The following is a 16,425-nucleotide window of genomic DNA, read 5'->3' on the forward strand; positions in this document are numbered from 1 at the left end:
CGCCCTACTCGTGGATCAGCGGCGGGGCGTGCGCCCGGGACGGCGCTCGGCCGACCCGGTTCCCGGCTCGTCGGGTACGTCAGACACGGGCGGACCAGACCGGACCGTCGGGGTAGGTGTACTCCTTCAGGGACTCCGGGCGCAGCTGTGCGCCGAGTCCGGGCCGCAGGGGCGCGAGGTAGTGGCCGCCGGCGATGCGCACCGGGTCGACGAAGTGCTCGTGGAGGTGGTCGACGTACTCGATGACCCGGTCCTCGGTCGTGCCGGAGACCGCGATGTAGTCGAACATCGCGAGGTGCTGCACCATCTCGCACAGGCCGACACCGCCGGCGTGCGGGCAGACCGGCACTCCGAACTTGGCGGCGAGCAGCAGGATCGCGATGTTCTCGTTGACCCCGCCGACCCGGGCGGAGTCGATCTGCACGATGTCGACGGCTCGCGCCTGGAGCAGTTGCTTGAAGACGACACGGTTGGCGACGTGCTCTCCGGTGGCGACCTTGACGGGGCCGACGGCCTCGCGTACGGCGGCGTGGCCGAGGATGTCGTCCGGGGAGGTGGGTTCTTCGATCCAGTACGGCCGGTACGGGGCCAGGGCGCGCATCCAGTCGATCGCCGCCCCGACGTCCCACCGCTGGTTGGCGTCCACCGCGATGCGGACGGTGTCGCCGACCGTCTCCCGTGCGGTGCGCATGCGTCGTACGTCGTCCTCCAGGGACGCTCCGACCTTCAGCTTGATCTGGGTGAATCCTTCGGCGACGGCCTCCCGGGCCAGGCGGGCCAGCTTCTCGTCGGAGTAGCCGAGCCAGCCGGGTGTCGTGGTGTAGGCGGGGTAGCCGCGGTCGAGCAGGCGCGCGACGCGTGCCCGGCGGCCCGGTTCGGCGTCCCTCAGGATCCGCAGTGCCTCCTGGGGGGTGAGCGCGTCGCTGAGCCAGCGGAAGTCGACCTGCGCGACCAGTTCTTCGGGTGACATCTCGCCGAGGAAGCGCCAGACGGGCTTGCCGGCGCGTTTGGCCGCGAGGTCCCAGGCGGCGTTGACGACCGCGCCCGTCGCCATGTGCATCGCGCCCTTCTCCGGCCCCAGCCAGCGCAGTTGAGGGTCGTGGACGAGGCTGCGGGCGAAGGCGCCGAGATCGCCGCAGACCTCGTCCACGGACCGGCCGACGACGTACGGGGCGAGGGCCGCGATGGCGGCGGCCTGGACGTCGTTGCCCCGGCCGGTGGTGAAGGCCAGCGCGTGGCCTTCCAGCCCGTCGGGGGCGTCGGTGCGCAGCACGGCGTAGGCGGCCGAGTAGTCGGGTTCGGGGTTCATCGCGTCCGACCCGTCGAGATGCTCGGATGTCGGGAAGCGGACGTCGTGGACGTCCAGGGCGATGACGCGGGCGGATTCCGCAGGCGGAGGGGCGGCGGAGGACATGGCGGCTCCTGGAGAGGCAGGGAAATGGGGCCCCGCGGCAAAGGGGGGACGGCTCGAGGGAGTTGGGCGCCACACGGGCGGTCGCGGATGCGGCTGCGGATGCGGCCCGGCCGGTTCACTCCTGTGCCTGGCCGCCCGTGACGCGTGAGATGGTCAGCGCGACCAGAATGATCAGACCGTTGAGCGCTCCGATCCACTGGGCGGGGACGCCGGCCAGGGTGAGCACGTTCTGGATCAGGAAGAGCAGCAGGATGCCGCTGAAGGCCCCGAACACCGTCCCCTTGCCGCCGTTGAGGCTGATCCCGCCGATCACGGCGGCGGCGAAGACGGTGAAGATGTAGCCGTTGCCCTGGGCGGAGGCGACCGAGGCGAGGCGTCCCGAGAGCAGCAGCCCGGCGAGGGCGGCCAGCACGCTGCCGGTGACGATGACGATCCACAGCACCCGGTCGGTGCGGATGCCGGCGGCCTTCGCGGCGTCGACGTTCCCGCCGATGGCGTAGAGCGAGCGGCCGAAGCCGGTCCAGCCGAGGACGACGACGGCGACGGCGAACAGGATGAGGCAGATCCAGATGGAGGCGGGCACCCCGCCCCACTGGGCGGTACCCGGGTACAGCATGGACTCCGGCAGCTGGAAGAAGGTCTGGCCGCCGGAGATGCCGGTGAGGACGCCGCGCAGCACGATCAGCATGCCCAGGGTGACGATGAAGCCGTTGAGCCCGAAGCGGATGATCAGAAGGGCGTTGACCACGCCGACCAGGGCTCCGGCGGCGAGGGTGACGGGGACGGCCCAGGCGCCGGGCAACAGGCCGAGACCGTGTCCCGGGCCCGCCGGCACGACCAGCCACGCCGCGACGCCGGGGGCCAGACCCATGGTGGACTCCAGGGACAGGTCCATCTTCTTGACGATCAGGATCATCGTCTGGGCGAGGACCAGCAGCGCCATCTCCGACATGGTCTGCAGCACGTTGATCAGGTTGTCCGCTTGCAGGAACACCGGATTGACGATCTGGCCGACGACCGCGATGATCACGATCGCGGGTACGAGGGCGAGGTCGCGCAGCCGGGCGACGCGTATCCGGCCGCGGAACAGCCCCTTCCGCCGGGCGGCGGGCCCGGTACTCCCCGGGGCGGACGAGTCCGCGAGGACCGTGTCAGGCATCGAGGTCCACTCCCTCCATCGCGGCCACCAGGTCGTGGTCGTGCCAGCCGCGGGCCGTCTCCGAGGTCACACGGCCCTGGAACATCACCAGAATCCGGTCGCACATGCGCAGGTCGTCGAGTTCGTCGGAGGCGATGAGCACTCCCGTCCCGGTGCCCGCGGTCTCCTCGACCTTGCCGAGGAGGAACTCCTTGGAGCGCACGTCCACGCCGGCGGTCGGGTTGATCAGGACCAGCAGCCGGGGGTCGTCGGCGAGGGCGCGCGCCATGACGACCTTCTGCTGGTTGCCCCCGGAGAGGGCCGAGACGGGCAGTCCGGGACCCGGGGTCTTGATCGACAAGTTCCCGATGAGAGTCCTCGCCAGCCGGTCCCGGCGACGGCGGCTGAGGAACCCGTGGCGTCCGAGCCGCCTGGGCACGGACAAGGTGGCGTTGTCCGCGATCGACATGTCCGGCACTAACCCTTGGTGATGGCGGTCCCGCGGGACGAATCCGGCGCCGGCCGCGAGCGCGGCCGGCACACTGCCGGGCCGTGGCCGCCGCCCGGCGATCTCCACCGTTCCGGACACGGCCGCGCGCAGCCCTACGACGGACTCGGCGACCTCCGTGCGCCCGCTGCCGGCGGACCCCGCGAGCCCGACGATCTCGCCGGCGGCCACCCGGAAGGTGACGTCGTCATAGGTCTCGCCGGTCAGGCCCCGCACACTCAGCGCGGCCACCGCGTCGGTGCGGGCGGTGCTCACCCGTCCCGCGTGCCGGTCCACGGCCGCCTCGCCGGTCATGGCGGCGACGAGTTCGGTGCGCGCCAGGCTCCGGACGGGCGCGGTCAGGACGTGGCGGGCGTCCCGGTACACCGTCACCGTGTCGCAGATGTCGTAGATCTCTTCCAAGTGGTGGCTGATGAAGAGGAAAGTGACGCCCTGGTGTTGCAGGTCCCGGATCCGCTCGAAGAGCCGGTTGATCGCCGCGCCGTCGAGTTGGGCGGTGGGTTCGTCGAGGACGATGAACCGGGCGCCGAAGGACAGGGCGCGCGCGATCTCGACGAACTGGCGTTGCTCGACGTTCAGTTCGCCGGCCTCGGTCTGCGGGTCCACGTCCACGGACCAGGCCGACAGCAGATCCCGCGCGCGGCGGCGTACCGTCTGCCAGCGGATCAGCCCGCCCCGTCCGTGGTCGTGCCGGTTGAGGAAGAGGTTCTCGGCGACGGTCAGTGTGGGGATGATCGTCGACTTCTGGTAGACGCAGGCGACGCGCCGTCGCCACGCGTCGCGGTCCGTGAGCCGGGGGGCCGGGGCACCGCCGAAGGCGACCGTGCCCTCGTCCGGGGCCAGCAGCCCGGTGAGGACGGACACCAGCGTCGACTTGCCGGCTCCGTTGCGGCCGACGAGCGCGTGGGTCTCGCCGGCCCGGACGGTGATCCGGGCGCCGTCCAGGGCCACCGTCGGACCGAATCGTTTCACGATGCCCGCCGCCTCGACGACGGGTGGGTCCGCCGGGACCCGCCCGCTGTCCGCCGGGGCGGGCGCGGGACTCACTGGTCGATTTCCCTCGCTCATCTCAGCCGCCTTGTGTCCGTGTGCCGTTGCGGGTCCGCGCGACCGTCAGCGGACGTGGTTGCCCCACAGGGAGGTGTCGTCGCTCCTGACGCTGGGGACGCCGCCGTAGGTACCGCCGTCGGCGGTGACGAGCGGAGCGGGGAGCCGGTCCTCCAGCAGGCCCTCGCGCACCCGGACGATGGTGCTGTCGTGGTCGGTCCTGCCGGGCTTGAACGTCTTCCCGTCGACCGCGGCCCTCAGGTAGTAGAGGGCGTACTCGGCGTAGAGGTCGGCCGGCTGGGAGACCGTGGCGTCGATCCTGCCCGCGGCGATGGACGCGAGTTCCTCGGGGATGCCGTCGTTGGAGACGACGTACACGTGCTTCTTGTCCTTCGGCCCGGTCAACAGACCCTTTTGCTTGAGGACTTGCAGGGTGCCGGACAGGGCGAAGCTGGACTGCATGTAGACGCCCTTGATGTCCGGGTGCGCGGTCAGGTCGGTCTGGAGCTTCTGCGCGGCCACGGCGCCGTCCCAGTTGGTGGCTTCCGCGAACACCTTGATGTCCGGATAGCGGGCCCTCATGCACGCGTTGAACGCGTCCGTGCGGTCACGGCCGTTGATGGAGTCCAGGCCGCCCTGGAGCATGACGACCTTCCCCTTGCCGCCGAGTTCGGTGCCGAGGTACTTGCACGCCTTCTCGCCGTACGCGCGGTTGTCGGCGCGGATCACCATGAAGACCTTGCCGCTGTCGGGCCGGGTGTCGACGGTGACGACCGGGATTCTCTTCGCCTCCAACTGTGCCAGCGTCGGCGCGATCGCGGCGGTGTCCTGAGGGGCCATGGCGATGCCCTTGACGCCCTGGCTGATGAACGTCTGGGCGTCGGCGGCGAGTTTGGCCACGTCGTTCTGCGAGTTGGTGGTCTTGAGACCGAGGCCCAGCTGCCGCGCGTACGTCGGTGTGTACCTGATGTACGAGTTCCAGAAGTCGGTGTCGGAGCGGGGATAGTCGACCCCGATCAGCGGTCCGTCGCCCGAGGCGGTCGCGGAGTTGCCACAGGCGTTGAGCAGCGTCAGCACGGACAGGGCGGAGAGGGTGGAGCAGAGCACGACTCTGAGTCTCATGGGCGCTTCTCCTTGCGCTGGTCCCGGAACGGAAGAGGGTTCGTTCGCCTGGACGGCATGCGTTCGCCACCACCCGGAGACATGAGATGTATGTATAGGGCCGGCTCGGACAACTGTCCAGGGGCTGGACACGCATGGCTCGAAAACCCAGATCGGCACGCTCCCGTGGTTCGACCGGCGAAGACGGGGGCATTTCATTCATCCCATCAATCCAGAAGGACAGCCGCCGGGGTGCGCGGGAACGCCCGTGGGGTGAAGGCTCATACATCTGATCTCCGGTCGCACATCTCGCCGCGTTTTGCCATGTACGGGTCATTGACCGGGCAGTGGGGCGCCTTTAACGTCAGATCTCTCGTGCCTTGAGGTCACCGCGTCCGATCCGGAGGTTCCCATGCCAGCGTCTCCCCACAGCCGTCGCGTGTTCCTCACGGTGCTCGGCGCCACCGGAGCGTCCCTCGGCCTGGCGGGCCGCTCCGACGCGCTGGGCGGCGTCAGCATCCCCGGCCCGGCCGGCTACACCCCCGACTGGGCGTCGGTGGACCAGCACCCGCCCGCTCCGGAGTGGTTCCAGGACGCGAAGTTCGGCATCTACTTCCACTGGGGCGTCTTCAGCGTCCCGGCGTACGACAACGAGTGGTACCCGCGCAACATGTACATCGGCGGTTCACGCGCCAACACCCACCACACCAGCGTCTACGGTGAGCCGGCGGCGTGGCCGTACCACAACTTCATCAACGGTGCCCGGGACAAGGCCGGGAACTTCGTGCAGTTCGCGCCCAGGCTGAAGTCGGCCGGCGGAAACTTCGACCCCGACGAGTGGGCACAGCTGTTCGCCGACGCGGGCGCCAGGTTCGCCGGGCCGGTCGCCGAGCACCACGACGGCTTCTCGATGTGGAACAGCGGTGTCAACGAGTGGAACTCGGTGGCCAAAGGCCCCCGGCTGGACCTCCTCCGGCTGCACGCGGACGCGATCCGCGCCAGGGGCATGAAGCTGATGGTGGCCATGCACCACGCCTACAACTTCACCGGCTTCTACGACAACGCCCCCGCGCAGCCCACCACCACGCTGAAGAAGCTCTACGGACAGCTCGGCGCCGCCGCCGAGAACCAACTGTGGTACGACAAGCTCAAGGAGATCATCGACGGGTACCAGCCGGACATCCTGTGGCAGGACTTCAATCTCTCCCACGTGGACGAGGAGCAGCGGCTCAAGTTCCTGTCCTACTACTACAACCGCGCCGTCGCCTGGGACAAGGAGGTCGTCGCCACCTACAAGGACGGCTTCGACAACAGGGGCGAGGTGTACGACTTCGAACGCGGCGGTCCGGCCGACATCCAGTCTCCGTACTGGCTGACGGATGACAGCATCTCCAGCTCCAGCTGGTGCTACACGGACGGCATCGGCTACTACTCGCTGCCCGCCATGCTGCACTCGCTGATCGACCGGGTCAGCAAGAACGGCAACATGGTGCTGAACATCGCCCCGACCGCCGACGGCACCATCCCCAGCGGACAGCGCGACATCCTGCTGGGCATCGGCGACTACCTGAAGCGTTTCGGCGAGTCCGTCTACGCCACCCGCGCCTGGACCGTCTACGGCGAAGGCCCGACCAAGATGGGCGGCGGCTCCTTCACCACTCCGCGACCCGGCACCAGCGCCGACATCCGCTTCACCCGCGACAAGGCGAACAGGGTTCTCTACGCGACCGTGCTGGGCTGGCCCGGCAGCACCTTCACCATCGGCACCCTGGCCTCCGGCAGGATCGACCTCGGCACGCTCACCTCGGTCCAGTTGCTCGGCCCCGGCGCCGGCGACTACACCAGCCTGCCCGGCCGGACCCAGGACGGCTCAGGACTGCACATCGCCATGCCGTCGTCGAGTGCTCCGTTCAGCGCGCCGGCGTACGTGGTGAAGCTGACCTTCTCCGGGCAGATCCCCGCACTGGGCGGGGGCGGCCTCCCCACCGCGTGGGCCAGGATCAGCAATGTCACCAGCGGCCTGGCCCTGGACGGCGGCGGCAACGTCGCCTCCGGGTCGGTGCTCAAGTCGTGGAGCTTCGACGGCAGTACGAACCTCCAGTGGCAGTTGGTCGGCCTGGGCAGTGGCTGGTACCGCATCGTCAACCGGACCAACGGCATGGTCGCCGACAGCTGGGGCAACAGCGCCAACGGCGCGGACGCCCGCCAAGCGCCCTGGAACGGGGGCGCCAATCAGCAGTGGCGGCTGGTGGACATGGGTGCCGGCCGCTATCAGATCGTCAACCGCGGCACGGGCACGGCCCTGGACGGCCGCGGCAACGTCGCGTCCGGTTCCACGGTGGGCCTGTGGGCGCCCGACAGCAGCACGAACCTCCAGTGGACCATCACCGCCCTCTGATCCGGACGACAGGCGACGCGCCTCGGAACCGATGATGTCCGGCCGGGCCCGGTCGCGGACACATGTTCCCTATCCCAGGCCGTAGACCCGTGAGGCGGTGCCGCCGAACACCTGCGCCGCCTCGTCGGGCGTGCAGCCGGACAGCAGCTCCTCATGGGACGCGAACACGCGCGCGTAGTCCGCCGCGAGCAAGCAGACCGGCCAGTCGGAGCCGGCCATCAACCGGCCGGGTCCGAACGCCTCCAGCGCGACGTCCGCGTAGGGCCGCAGGTCGTCCACCGTCCATGTCGCCCAGTCGCCCTGGGTGACCAGGCCGGACAGCTTCGCCACCACGTTGGGCTGCTGCGCCAGCGCGCCGATCCGGTCGGCCCACGGGCGCAACGCCCTACCCGCCACGTCGGGTTTGGAGAGGTGGTCGAGGACGAAGAGCAGGTCGGGAACAGCCCTTGCCGCCTCCAGTGCCGCGGGCAGCTGGTGCGGCAGGGTGAGCAGGTCGTAGACCAGCCCGGCGTCGCGCACCGCGCGCAGTCCGGCGAGGACATCGGGCCGCACCAGCCAGCGCGGGTCCGGTTCGCCCTGCACCAGATGGCGCACCCCGGCCAGGAAGCGCCCGCCGGGCCCCGCCCGCAGCCCGGCCAGGACGTCGGCGACGTCCGGCGCGGTGAGGTCCACCCAGCCGACGACACCGGCGATCAGGGGCGAGTCCGCGGCCAGCGCCAGAAACTCCGCCGTCTCCCCCAGGTCGGGCAGTACTTGGACCAGCACCGTGCGCCCCACTCCGGCCGAGGCGGTCGCCGCGCGCAGGTCGGCCTCGGTGAAGTGGCGCCGGATCGGCGTCATCTCCTCGCCGGCCAGCCACTCGTGGGGACGTGCGGCCGGGTTCCACAGGTGGTGGTGGGCGTCGACCCGGAGTGGACGGTGGCCGGGAGACGGAGACGCGTGCATCGAGCAGTCCTTCCGCTTCGGGTCCGCCCGCGGCGCTGCGCTCGGCGGGCTCCGGCCAGGGTATGCCGGTACGGCACCGTACTCGTATGACTCAACTCCGTTGCCCGTCCGGGCTGTTACGCGAAAGCCGCTGTCGCCGCTCGGACTCCGCACGAACGCCGGCCCGGCCGGCGGGACGGTCGGCGCGTCCGGGAATCGCGGACGGCGTCCGGTCCTCGCCCGACGGCTCGCGACCGCCGCCTCGTGGGCCCCGGAAAGCAATCGACCACCGGGGACGGCACTCGACCCATTGATAGGGTCTCTCCGGTTCACAGGTCGATCAGGGGTCGCCGACCGCGCGGACTTTCCTGATCAACCACGCTCACACCGGCTGCGACCGAAGTATGATGTCTTGATCCCGCCGCGCTCCGAGGGGTTTTTGTGGCACTGACCGACGAGGCGATCGCGAAGATCCGGTCCCTGATCCAGTCCGGTGAACTGCCGCCCGGCGCGCGTCTTCCTCCCGAACCTCGGCTGGCCGCCCAGATGGGCCTGTCCCGCAGCGGCGTGCGGGAGGCGGTGAAGGTCCTGGAGTCGGCCCGCGTGCTCGACGTGCGCCGCGGTGACGGCACATACGTCACCAGTCTCGCCCCGCACCTGCTGCTGGAGGGGCTCGGCCTGGCCGTGGAACTGCTGCGCGACGACACCCTGCTGGAGGTCATGGAGGTCCGTCGCCTGCTGGAACCGATGGCGACGGGCTTGGCCGCGGTCCGGATGAGCGAGGGGGACCTGGACACCCTGGGCAAGATCCTCGAGGACATGCGCGCCGCCCGGGACGACGCGGAACTGCTGATCCAGTACGACACGGCCTTCCACCGCACCGTCATCGCCGCGACCGGGAACGAGACGCTGACCTCGCTGTTGGAGGGGCTGTCCAGCCGGACCATCCGGGCCAGGGTGTGGCGCGGTTTGATCGAGGGCAACGCCTCGCACGTCACCCTGGCCGAGCACGAGGCCATCTACAACGCCCTGTGCGCCCGCGACCAGTTGCTCGCGCAGTCCAGCGCCATGCTGCACGTCAACACCTCGGAGGTGTGGCTGCGCGCGGTGCTGGCCCGCTCCTCGGAACCGGACGACGGGTAGGGTCCGGTCCGCACGCCCGCGCGTCGTGCGGAACGCGGCCGCGCCCCGACGCGATACGCGCTCCTCGTCAGGGGGTCCGGTCCACGCGGCCGGCCCTGCCCGTTCCCCTGCTCGAAGCCCAGGCAGGCCCCGAAGCAACACCGCAGGCGTGATTGACGCTGTGGCATGACCATGCAACGCTGCGCGGGAGCGCTCCCACCACTGTCCCGCCCAGCCCAGGAGCAGCCCATGACCTCTCCCTTCCCAGCCGTCCGGCATCGTCTTCGCGTGGCGGCCATCGGCCTGGTGACGGCCCTGACCCTCGCCGGCACGCTGACCGACGCCACCGGAGCCGCGGGGCCCACGCGTACCGCGGCCGTGCCCACGGCGGCCACCGCCGGCTCCCCGGTCCGGGTCAACCAGCTCGGGTACCTCCCGGACGGTCCGAAACGCGCCACCGTCGTCAGCTCGTCGGCGCAACCGCTGGCGTGGCAGCTGGTCGACGCCTCCGGCCGGACCGTCGCCTCCGGCGCCACGACTCCGCGCGGCACCGACGCGGCGTCCGGCGACTCCACCCACCTGGCCGACTTCACGTCGTACAGGGGGACCGGGAAGGGCTTCCGCCTGGTGGTGGACGGGCAGGGCAGCCCGGCCTTCGACATCCGTGCCGGTCTCTACAGCCCGCTGTTCTCGGACTCGATGTCCTTCTTCTACCAGCAGCGCAGCGGCACACCGATCGAGGCCTCCCTCGCCGGAGCGGCGTACGCGCGGCCGGCCGGACACCTGGGCGTGGCGCCCAACACGGGTGACACACAGGTGCCCTGTCAGGCCGGTGTCTGCGACTACTCCCTCGACGTCCGCGGCGGCTGGTACGACGCGGGCGACCAGGGCAAGTACGTGGTGAACGGCGGCATTTCCACCTGGCTGCTGGTCGACTCCTACGACCGGGCGGTACGTGCGGGCACGGCCAAGGCCCTCGGCGACTCCACGCTGCGCGTGCCCGAGCGCGGCAACCGTGTGCCGGACGTGCTCGACGAGGCCCGCTGGGAACTGGAGTTCCTGCTGCGCATGCAGGTGCCGGACGGGCGGCCGTACGCCGGCATGGCCTTCCACAAGATCCATGACGCCGGCTGGACGGCGTTGCCCACCCGTCCCGACCAGGACCCGCAGCCGCGTGAACTGCACCGGCCCTCCACGGCGGCCACCCTCAACCTCGCGGCGACGGCCGCGCAGTGCGCCCGGGTGTACGCCCCGTTCGACCGGGTGTTCGCGGCGCGCTGCCTGACCGCCGCCCGCAAGGCCTGGGCCGCCGCAAAGGCGAACCCCGGCATGATCGCGCCGGACTCCGACAGCACGGGCGGCGGCGCGTACGGCGACGGGCAGGTGAGCGACGAGTTCTACTGGGCGGCGGCCGAACTGTACGCGACCACCGGGGAGAGGACGTACCGCGACGCCGTCACCTCCTCTCCATGGCACACGTCCTCGGACGTGTTCACCTCCTTCGGCTTCGGGTGGGCCGAGACCGCGGCCCTCGGTCGTCTCACCCTCGCCACCGTGCCGAACGGGTTGCCGGCCCGGGACGTGGCCCGGCTGCGGGCCTCCGTCGCGTCCGCCGCCGACGGCTACCTCACCACCTTGAGCACCCAGGGCTATCCGGCCCCGATTCCCGCGTCGGCGTACGTCTGGGGCTCCAACAGCCAGGTCGCGAACAACGCCCTCGTCATGGGGGTCGCCTATGACCTGACCCGGCTACGGCGCTACCGTGACGGCGCCGTGGAGGCGATGGACTATCTGCTGGGCCGCAATACGCTCGGGACGTCCTACGTGACCGGCTACGGCACCCGGTACTCCCACAACCAGCACCACCGGTTCTGGGCGCACGAGTACGACGCCTCGCTGCCCAACCCGCCCGCGGGCGCCCTGGCGGGCGGACCCAACAGCGCCCTTCAGGACCCCGTGGCCGAGGAGCGGTTGCCCGGGTGCCGTCCGGCGGCCTGCTATGTGGACGACATCGGTTCGTACTCGACCAACGAGGTCGCCATCAACTGGAACGCTCCCCTGGCCTGGCTGGCCGCCTTCGCCGCCGGGCCCCGGCACAACTCCTGAGCGCACGACGGCGGTTCGCGCCCTGATCGGCACCCGCTCAATACATCAGATGTTTTTGCCGGTGCCACGTTCGGCCGCAAGGACTGTTTCCCGCATTCGCCGGACTGTCCACCGGAAGTGTCATCCGTGCCCCGCGTCACCGCGGGGCACGGCACGGAATACTCGTTGAAGCCGTCCACCTGCTGCTTTCCGAAGTACAGGACTGCTTCTGCCAGTTCGGCATCCCTCGGCATCGGAACGGAACAGCAGGGGGTGGACACACCGGCCCCCATCCACAGCCTTGACAGGCCGTCAGGCCAGACATCCAATGGAAGCGGCGCCGGCTCGGCCACTCCCGTCGCCGGCCGACCGCCCCGCCACATGCCCCGCCCCGCCGTGGCCCCGCACGACGGACAGCGCGCGCCGTATCCGGGGATCTGCCCGCCCACGCACGGCGAAGGCCGGCACCGGCCCGGCGGTGTCCATGTCTCTCCCCCCACACCTACAGGAGGACCCGCATGCGCAGACTCGCCCGCGCGGTACTGTCGGCGGCGCTGACCGCCGCCGCGCTTCCCCTCACCCTGTTCCTGAGCGGCCCTCCGGCTCAGGCGCTCGACAACGGCCTGGCCCGTACCCCCCAGCTGGCCTGGAACGACTGGAACAGCTTCGGTTGCAACGTCAGTGACACCCTGGTCCGGCAGACCGCCGACGCCATGGTGTCCAGCGGCATGGCGGCGGCCGGCTACACCTACGTCAACATCGACGACTGCTGGTCCGAGCGCTCGCGCGACTCGTCCGGCAACCTCGTCCCCGACCACACCAAGTTTCCCAACGGCATGAAGGCGCTGGCCGACTACGTGCACGGCAAGGGGCTGAAACTGGGCATCTACTCCTCGGCCGGCACCACGACCTGCGCCGGCTATCCCGCGAGTCTGGGCAACGAGCAGCGCGACGCCAATACCTGGGCGTCATGGGGCATCGACTACCTGAAGTACGACAACTGCGGGGACCATCAAGGCCGCAGTGGGCAGGACCGCTACACCGCGATGCGCGACGCGCTGGCCAAGACCGGGCGCCCGATACTGTTCGCGATCTGCAACTGGGGCAGCGACAACGTCGGCCAGTGGGGACCGGCCACCGGCAACTCATGGCGCACGACCGGTGACATCTCCGCCAACTGGGGCTCGGTCACGGGCATCCTCGACGCCCAGCCGGCCTACGCCGGCATCTCCAAGCCGGGTGCCTGGAACGACCCCGACATGCTCGAGGTCGGCAACGCCGGCCTGTCCGACACCGAGGCAAGGGCCCACTTCAGCTTGTGGGCCCTGCTGAACGCCCCCCTCATCGCCGGCAACGACCTGCGCACGATGAGCGCCGCCACCCGGTCCGTCCTGACCAACCGCGAGGTCATCGCCGTCGATCAGGACTGGGGTGGCCGGCAGGGCAACCGGATCGCCGACTACGGCGACACGGAGGTGTGGACCAAGCCGATGTCCAACGGCGCGGTCGCCGTCATCCTGCTCAACCGCGGGAGCGGCACGGCCACCGTGTCCACCTCCGCCACGCAGATCGGTCTCGGCCCGGCGTCGAGTTACTCCGTCCGTGACCTGTGGGCACACACCACCGGCAGCACCTCCGGGACGATCAGTGCCTCCGTGCCCGCGCACGGCGCGGCGATGTACCTGGTCTCCGGGGGTTCGGGCACGGGCGGCACGACCTCCGCGCTGCGGAGCCAGAGTTCGGGCCGGTGCCTGGATGTCACAGGCGCGGCCACGGCCAACGGCACGCTCACCGAGATCTGGGACTGCAACGGCGGCGACAACCAGCGGTTCACCTCGACGTCCGCCGGAGAGCTGCGCGTCTACGGCGACAAGTGCCTGGACATTCCCGACGGCGCCACCGCCAACGGCACCCCTGTCGAGATCTGGGACTGCAACGGCGGCGGCAACCAGCAGTTCCGCCTCGGTTCCGACGGCAGCATCACCGCGACCGGCTCCGGCAAGTGCCTGGACGTGCCGGGCGGTGCCACCGCCAACGGCACCAAGGTCCAGATCTGGGACTGCAACGGCGGCACCAACCAGAAGTGGAGCCGGGTCTGACCGGTTCCCGGCTCGATGGCGGCCGCGGTCGACTTCCTAGCCGTGGAAGGTCGCGACCTCTTCGAGCGCGGCCCGCTCGGTCGTGATGTGGTTCACGGGCGCGGCCTCGTCGGCATAGCCGAAGGAGATGCCCACGAGCAGCCGCCCCGCCGTGACGGCGAGTTCGGCGCGCACCGTGTCGGCGTAGAAGCTCAGCAGCCCCTGCGGACAGCTCGCCACCCCGTACGCGGTCATCGCCAGCAGCAGCGTCTGCATGTAGGCGCCGACGTCGGCGGCCGACCGGGACCCGCCGTCCCCGGTGACGAACAGGAACGCGGCGTGCGGCGCGCCGTAGAAGCGCAGGCTCTGCGCGTCGTAGGCCGCTCGCGCCTCGTGGTCGTCGGGGCCGATGCCCAGCGCTCCGTAGAGGCGGGTGCCGAACGCCGACCGGCGCGCCTGGTGCACCTGTGTGTACATGTCCTCGGAATACGGGAAGTCGGCCGAGGTGCGGTGTGCGGCGTGAGCGGCCTGCAAGGCGTCGGCCAGGCGCTCGCGCGCGGCGCCGCTGACCACCTCCACCCGCCACGGCTGCGCGTTGGAGTTGGACGGCGCGGCGCCGGCCAGCGAGAAGATCGCGCGCATCGTGTCCTCGGGCACGGCGTCCGGACGGAAGGCGCGGGTCGCGTGGCGGCCACGTATCAGCTTCTCCGCGCAGTCGCTCAGCTCTGTTGGGACCAACGGGCTCATGGAACGCTCCTCTACGGCAAACGATGTAAACGGAAACGTTTACTTTGTGGATGCCACGGACCCTAACAGACGCCACCCACCGAGGTAAACGCAGACGTATACTTGGCGCATGAGTGCGACGACTACGGCCCCCGCGGGGCGCGGGCGGGGCGGGCGGGAGCGCATCCTGGCCGCCGCCGCACGGCTGTTCGCGGTCCAGGGGATCAACGCGACCGGCATGGAGCAGGTCGCCGAGGCGGCGCCGGTGTCCAAGCGGACGCTCTACGCCCACTTCCGGACCAAGAGCGACCTGGTCGTCGCCCACCTCCAGGACCTCGCCTCGTCCGGGGCGACCCTGGAGAGCGTGCTGACCCGCGAGGACATCCCGCCGCGGGAGCGGATCCTCGGACTGTTCGACCAGCCCGCGCCGGAAGAGGTACCCGTGCGCGGCTGCCCGTTCATCGACGCCGCGGCGGAGTTCCCCGACCCGGACAGCGCGGTCCACTCCTACGCCCGCGAGCAGAAGCTACGTATGGTGGAGCTGGTCACCGCACTGGTGACCGAGCTGGGCTGCCGCGAGCCGGCCGCACTCGCCGAACAGTTGGTCACCCTCGCGGACGGGGCGGCCAGCCGCGCCATGGTGCTGGGCGAACCGGACTACGGCCGGCACGCTCGGGGAGCAGCGGAGATCCTTCTCGCCCACGCCCTCGCCGGGTGACGCATCGGCCGAGCCGCCCACCCTAGCCCGCCCCGCCCGCAAGTGACCTGACACACATACGATGCGCGGCCAGGCCGCGTCCGCCGGATCGGTGACCTCGGGCCCGGGAGCACACCTCGCGTTCTCGGTGGCGGGAAGGCGGCGCCGACGGTCAGCCGGTTCCCCCTCGGGATACGCCGAGAGGGGAGCCGTACCGGTCCAGGATCCCCTCGACGGCCCTCATCAGCCGGTCCCCCGCCCGGTCGATGCTTCCGTTCTGCGTGCTGACCTGCGCGCCTTCGAGTACGAAGGTGATCTCGGCCGCGGCCTGCTCCGGGTCGGACAGCCCGGCCTCGGCGCACATGCCGACCAGTCTGCGGGTCTGCCGGGCCTTGTGCTCCTCGATCACTCGCCGTGCGGGATCGGAGCGGTCGGGCAGTTCGGCGAGGGAGTTGATGAACGGGCACCCCCGGTGCGAGATGCCCGGCAGCCCTCCGGCGATGAAACGGGCCAGGCCGAGGATCTGCTCCCTGGGCCGGCCGGGGTGTTCGGCCTCGGCCCGGTCGAAGGCCGCCTGGTAGTCGGCGGCGACGATCCGCAGCCACTCCGCGACCAGTGCGTCCTTGGTTTCGAAGTGCCGGTAGATCGCCATTTTGGTGGTCTCGGCCCGCTCGGCGATCGTCTGGACGCTCACCCGCCCGATCCCCTCGCTCTGGAAGAGCTCTTCGGCCGCATCGAGGATGCGCTCGCGAGGTGGCAGCTTGGCCACTCTGCCCGGCCTTCTGACGGTCGCTGCCATGACTACTCCGTGACGTCCGGTCCGGTGCGGGCCCCACGCCCACCGCTATGGTACCAGCCCGTCCCATGCGATACCGTTCGGTCTCATCCGAGACCTAACGGTATCGTCCTGTCTGCTGGGAGTGCAGTGAGAATTTCCGAGTACGTGAGCTACGACGCGGTCGGGCTCGCGGAGCTGGTGGCCGAAGGCGAGGTGACGGCCGCCGAAGTGGAGACAGCCGCACGGGAGGCCGTACAGGCGGTCAATCCGCGGATCAACGCCGTCGTGGAGACATGGCCGGCCGACGACACGCCCGGCCCCGGCGACGCACCGCTGGCCGGGGTGCCTTTCCTGATCAAGGACATGGGGGTCGCCATGGCCGGGAGGCGGATGGAGCTGGGCAGCCGTC

The 16,425-nt window shown here is 70.5% G+C and carries 12 protein-coding genes and 1 pseudogene; 6 read left to right on the forward strand and 7 right to left on the reverse strand.

The genetic code is table 11. The features are described 5' to 3' along the window. Window positions 1-79: 79 nt before the first annotated feature. The 4 genes from H5J33_RS06560 to H5J33_RS06575 all read right to left on the reverse strand — a co-directional run bounded on the left by H5J33_RS06560 (window position 80) and on the right by H5J33_RS06575 (window position 5,229). Window positions 80-1,414, reverse strand: a complete 1,335-nt coding sequence (locus H5J33_RS06560) for an enolase C-terminal domain-like protein (RefSeq protein WP_181793877.1) — start codon at window positions 1,412-1,414, stop codon at window positions 80-82. A 115-nt stretch (window positions 1,415-1,529) separates the two neighbouring features. Next, window positions 1,530-2,573 (reverse strand): ABC transporter permease, encoded by a 1,044-nt coding sequence (locus tag H5J33_RS06565; protein ID WP_181793879.1) that lies wholly within the window; start codon window positions 2,571-2,573, stop codon window positions 1,530-1,532. Then, window positions 2,566-4,128, reverse strand: coding sequence for a sugar ABC transporter ATP-binding protein (locus tag H5J33_RS06570; protein ID WP_181793881.1), 1,563 nt, complete (start codon window positions 4,126-4,128; stop codon window positions 2,566-2,568). Before H5J33_RS06570 ends, H5J33_RS06565 begins: the two co-directional genes overlap by 8 nt. Before the next feature lie 45 nt (window positions 4,129-4,173). Continuing rightward, entirely contained in the window at window positions 4,174-5,229 is a 1,056-nt protein-coding gene (locus tag H5J33_RS06575) for a sugar ABC transporter substrate-binding protein (RefSeq protein WP_181793883.1), read from the reverse strand. A 391-nt stretch (window positions 5,230-5,620) separates the two neighbouring features. Between H5J33_RS06575 and H5J33_RS06580 the strand changes: the two genes are divergently transcribed. Continuing rightward, window positions 5,621-7,606, forward strand: coding sequence for an alpha-L-fucosidase (locus H5J33_RS06580; RefSeq protein WP_181793885.1), 1,986 nt, complete (start codon window positions 5,621-5,623; stop codon window positions 7,604-7,606). A gap of 69 nt (window positions 7,607-7,675) precedes the next feature. On the opposite strand, the gene H5J33_RS06585 is transcribed toward H5J33_RS06580, so the two are convergent. After that, the gene (locus H5J33_RS06585; RefSeq protein ID WP_181793887.1) at window positions 7,676-8,551 is read right to left on the reverse strand and encodes an amidohydrolase; all 876 of its coding nucleotides are present in this window, start codon (window positions 8,549-8,551) and stop codon (window positions 7,676-7,678) included. A 420-nt stretch (window positions 8,552-8,971) separates the two neighbouring features. On the opposite strand from H5J33_RS06585, the gene H5J33_RS06590 reads away from it, so the two are divergent. The 3 genes from H5J33_RS06590 (at window position 8,972) to H5J33_RS06600 (ending at window position 13,836) form a co-directional block, all read left to right on the forward strand. Then, entirely contained in the window at window positions 8,972-9,673 is a 702-nt protein-coding gene (locus H5J33_RS06590) for a FadR/GntR family transcriptional regulator (RefSeq protein ID WP_181793888.1), read from the forward strand. A gap of 228 nt (window positions 9,674-9,901) precedes the next feature. Next, a complete protein-coding gene (locus H5J33_RS06595; RefSeq protein WP_399552779.1) occupies window positions 9,902-11,758 on the forward strand; it encodes a glycoside hydrolase family 9 protein in 1,857 nt (618 codons plus the stop codon). Window positions 11,759-12,255: 497 nt separating this feature from the next. Beyond that, window positions 12,256-13,836, forward strand: a complete 1,581-nt coding sequence (locus H5J33_RS06600) for a lectin (RefSeq protein WP_181793892.1) — start codon at window positions 12,256-12,258, stop codon at window positions 13,834-13,836. A gap of 36 nt (window positions 13,837-13,872) precedes the next feature. Here H5J33_RS06600 and H5J33_RS06605 read toward each other — a convergent pair whose 3' ends face one another. After that, complete coding sequence (locus H5J33_RS06605; RefSeq protein WP_181793894.1) at window positions 13,873-14,562, reverse strand: nitroreductase; 690 nt, start codon at window positions 14,560-14,562, stop codon at window positions 13,873-13,875. Between the two features lie 109 nt (window positions 14,563-14,671). Here H5J33_RS06605 and H5J33_RS06610 point away from each other — a divergent pair, with 109 nt between their 5' ends. Next, the gene (locus H5J33_RS06610) at window positions 14,672-15,259 is read left to right on the forward strand and encodes a TetR/AcrR family transcriptional regulator (RefSeq protein WP_181793896.1); all 588 of its coding nucleotides are present in this window, start codon (window positions 14,672-14,674) and stop codon (window positions 15,257-15,259) included. A gap of 151 nt (window positions 15,260-15,410) precedes the next feature. On the opposite strand, the gene H5J33_RS06615 is transcribed toward H5J33_RS06610, so the two are convergent. After that, the gene (locus H5J33_RS06615; protein WP_181793898.1) at window positions 15,411-16,037 is read right to left on the reverse strand and encodes a TetR/AcrR family transcriptional regulator; all 627 of its coding nucleotides are present in this window, start codon (window positions 16,035-16,037) and stop codon (window positions 15,411-15,413) included. A 126-nt stretch (window positions 16,038-16,163) separates the two neighbouring features. On the opposite strand from H5J33_RS06615, the pseudogene H5J33_RS06620 reads away from it, so the two are divergent. Then, window positions 16,164-16,425, forward strand: a pseudogene (locus H5J33_RS06620) (amidase); the annotation flags it as partial.

Origin of the sequence: Streptomyces sp. WELS2, from assembly GCF_013870595.1 — a bacterium.
GTDB lineage: Bacteria > Actinomycetota > Actinomycetes > Streptomycetales > Streptomycetaceae > Streptomyces.

Coding starts and splice junctions, on each gene's coding strand:
- H5J33_RS06615 (WP_181793898.1), bottom strand. CDS start 16,037: ATGGCAGCGACCGTCAGAAGGCCGGGCAGAGTGGCCAAGCTGCCACCT.
- H5J33_RS06560 (WP_181793877.1), bottom strand. CDS start 1,414: ATGTCCTCCGCCGCCCCTCCGCCTGCGGAATCCGCCCGCGTCATCGCC.
- H5J33_RS06565 (WP_181793879.1), bottom strand. CDS start 2,573: ATGCCTGACACGGTCCTCGCGGACTCGTCCGCCCCGGGGAGTACCGGG.
- H5J33_RS06570 (WP_181793881.1), bottom strand. CDS start 4,128: ATGAGCGAGGGAAATCGACCAGTGAGTCCCGCGCCCGCCCCGGCGGAC.
- H5J33_RS06605 (WP_181793894.1), bottom strand. CDS start 14,562: ATGAGCCCGTTGGTCCCAACAGAGCTGAGCGACTGCGCGGAGAAGCTG.
- H5J33_RS06575 (WP_181793883.1), bottom strand. CDS start 5,229: ATGAGACTCAGAGTCGTGCTCTGCTCCACCCTCTCCGCCCTGTCCGTG.
- H5J33_RS06600 (WP_181793892.1), top strand. CDS start 12,256: ATGCGCAGACTCGCCCGCGCGGTACTGTCGGCGGCGCTGACCGCCGCC.
- H5J33_RS06595 (WP_399552779.1), top strand. CDS start 9,902: ATGACCTCTCCCTTCCCAGCCGTCCGGCATCGTCTTCGCGTGGCGGCC.
- H5J33_RS06610 (WP_181793896.1), top strand. CDS start 14,672: ATGAGTGCGACGACTACGGCCCCCGCGGGGCGCGGGCGGGGCGGGCGG.
- H5J33_RS06585 (WP_181793887.1), bottom strand. CDS start 8,551: ATGCACGCGTCTCCGTCTCCCGGCCACCGTCCACTCCGGGTCGACGCC.
- H5J33_RS06580 (WP_181793885.1), top strand. CDS start 5,621: ATGCCAGCGTCTCCCCACAGCCGTCGCGTGTTCCTCACGGTGCTCGGC.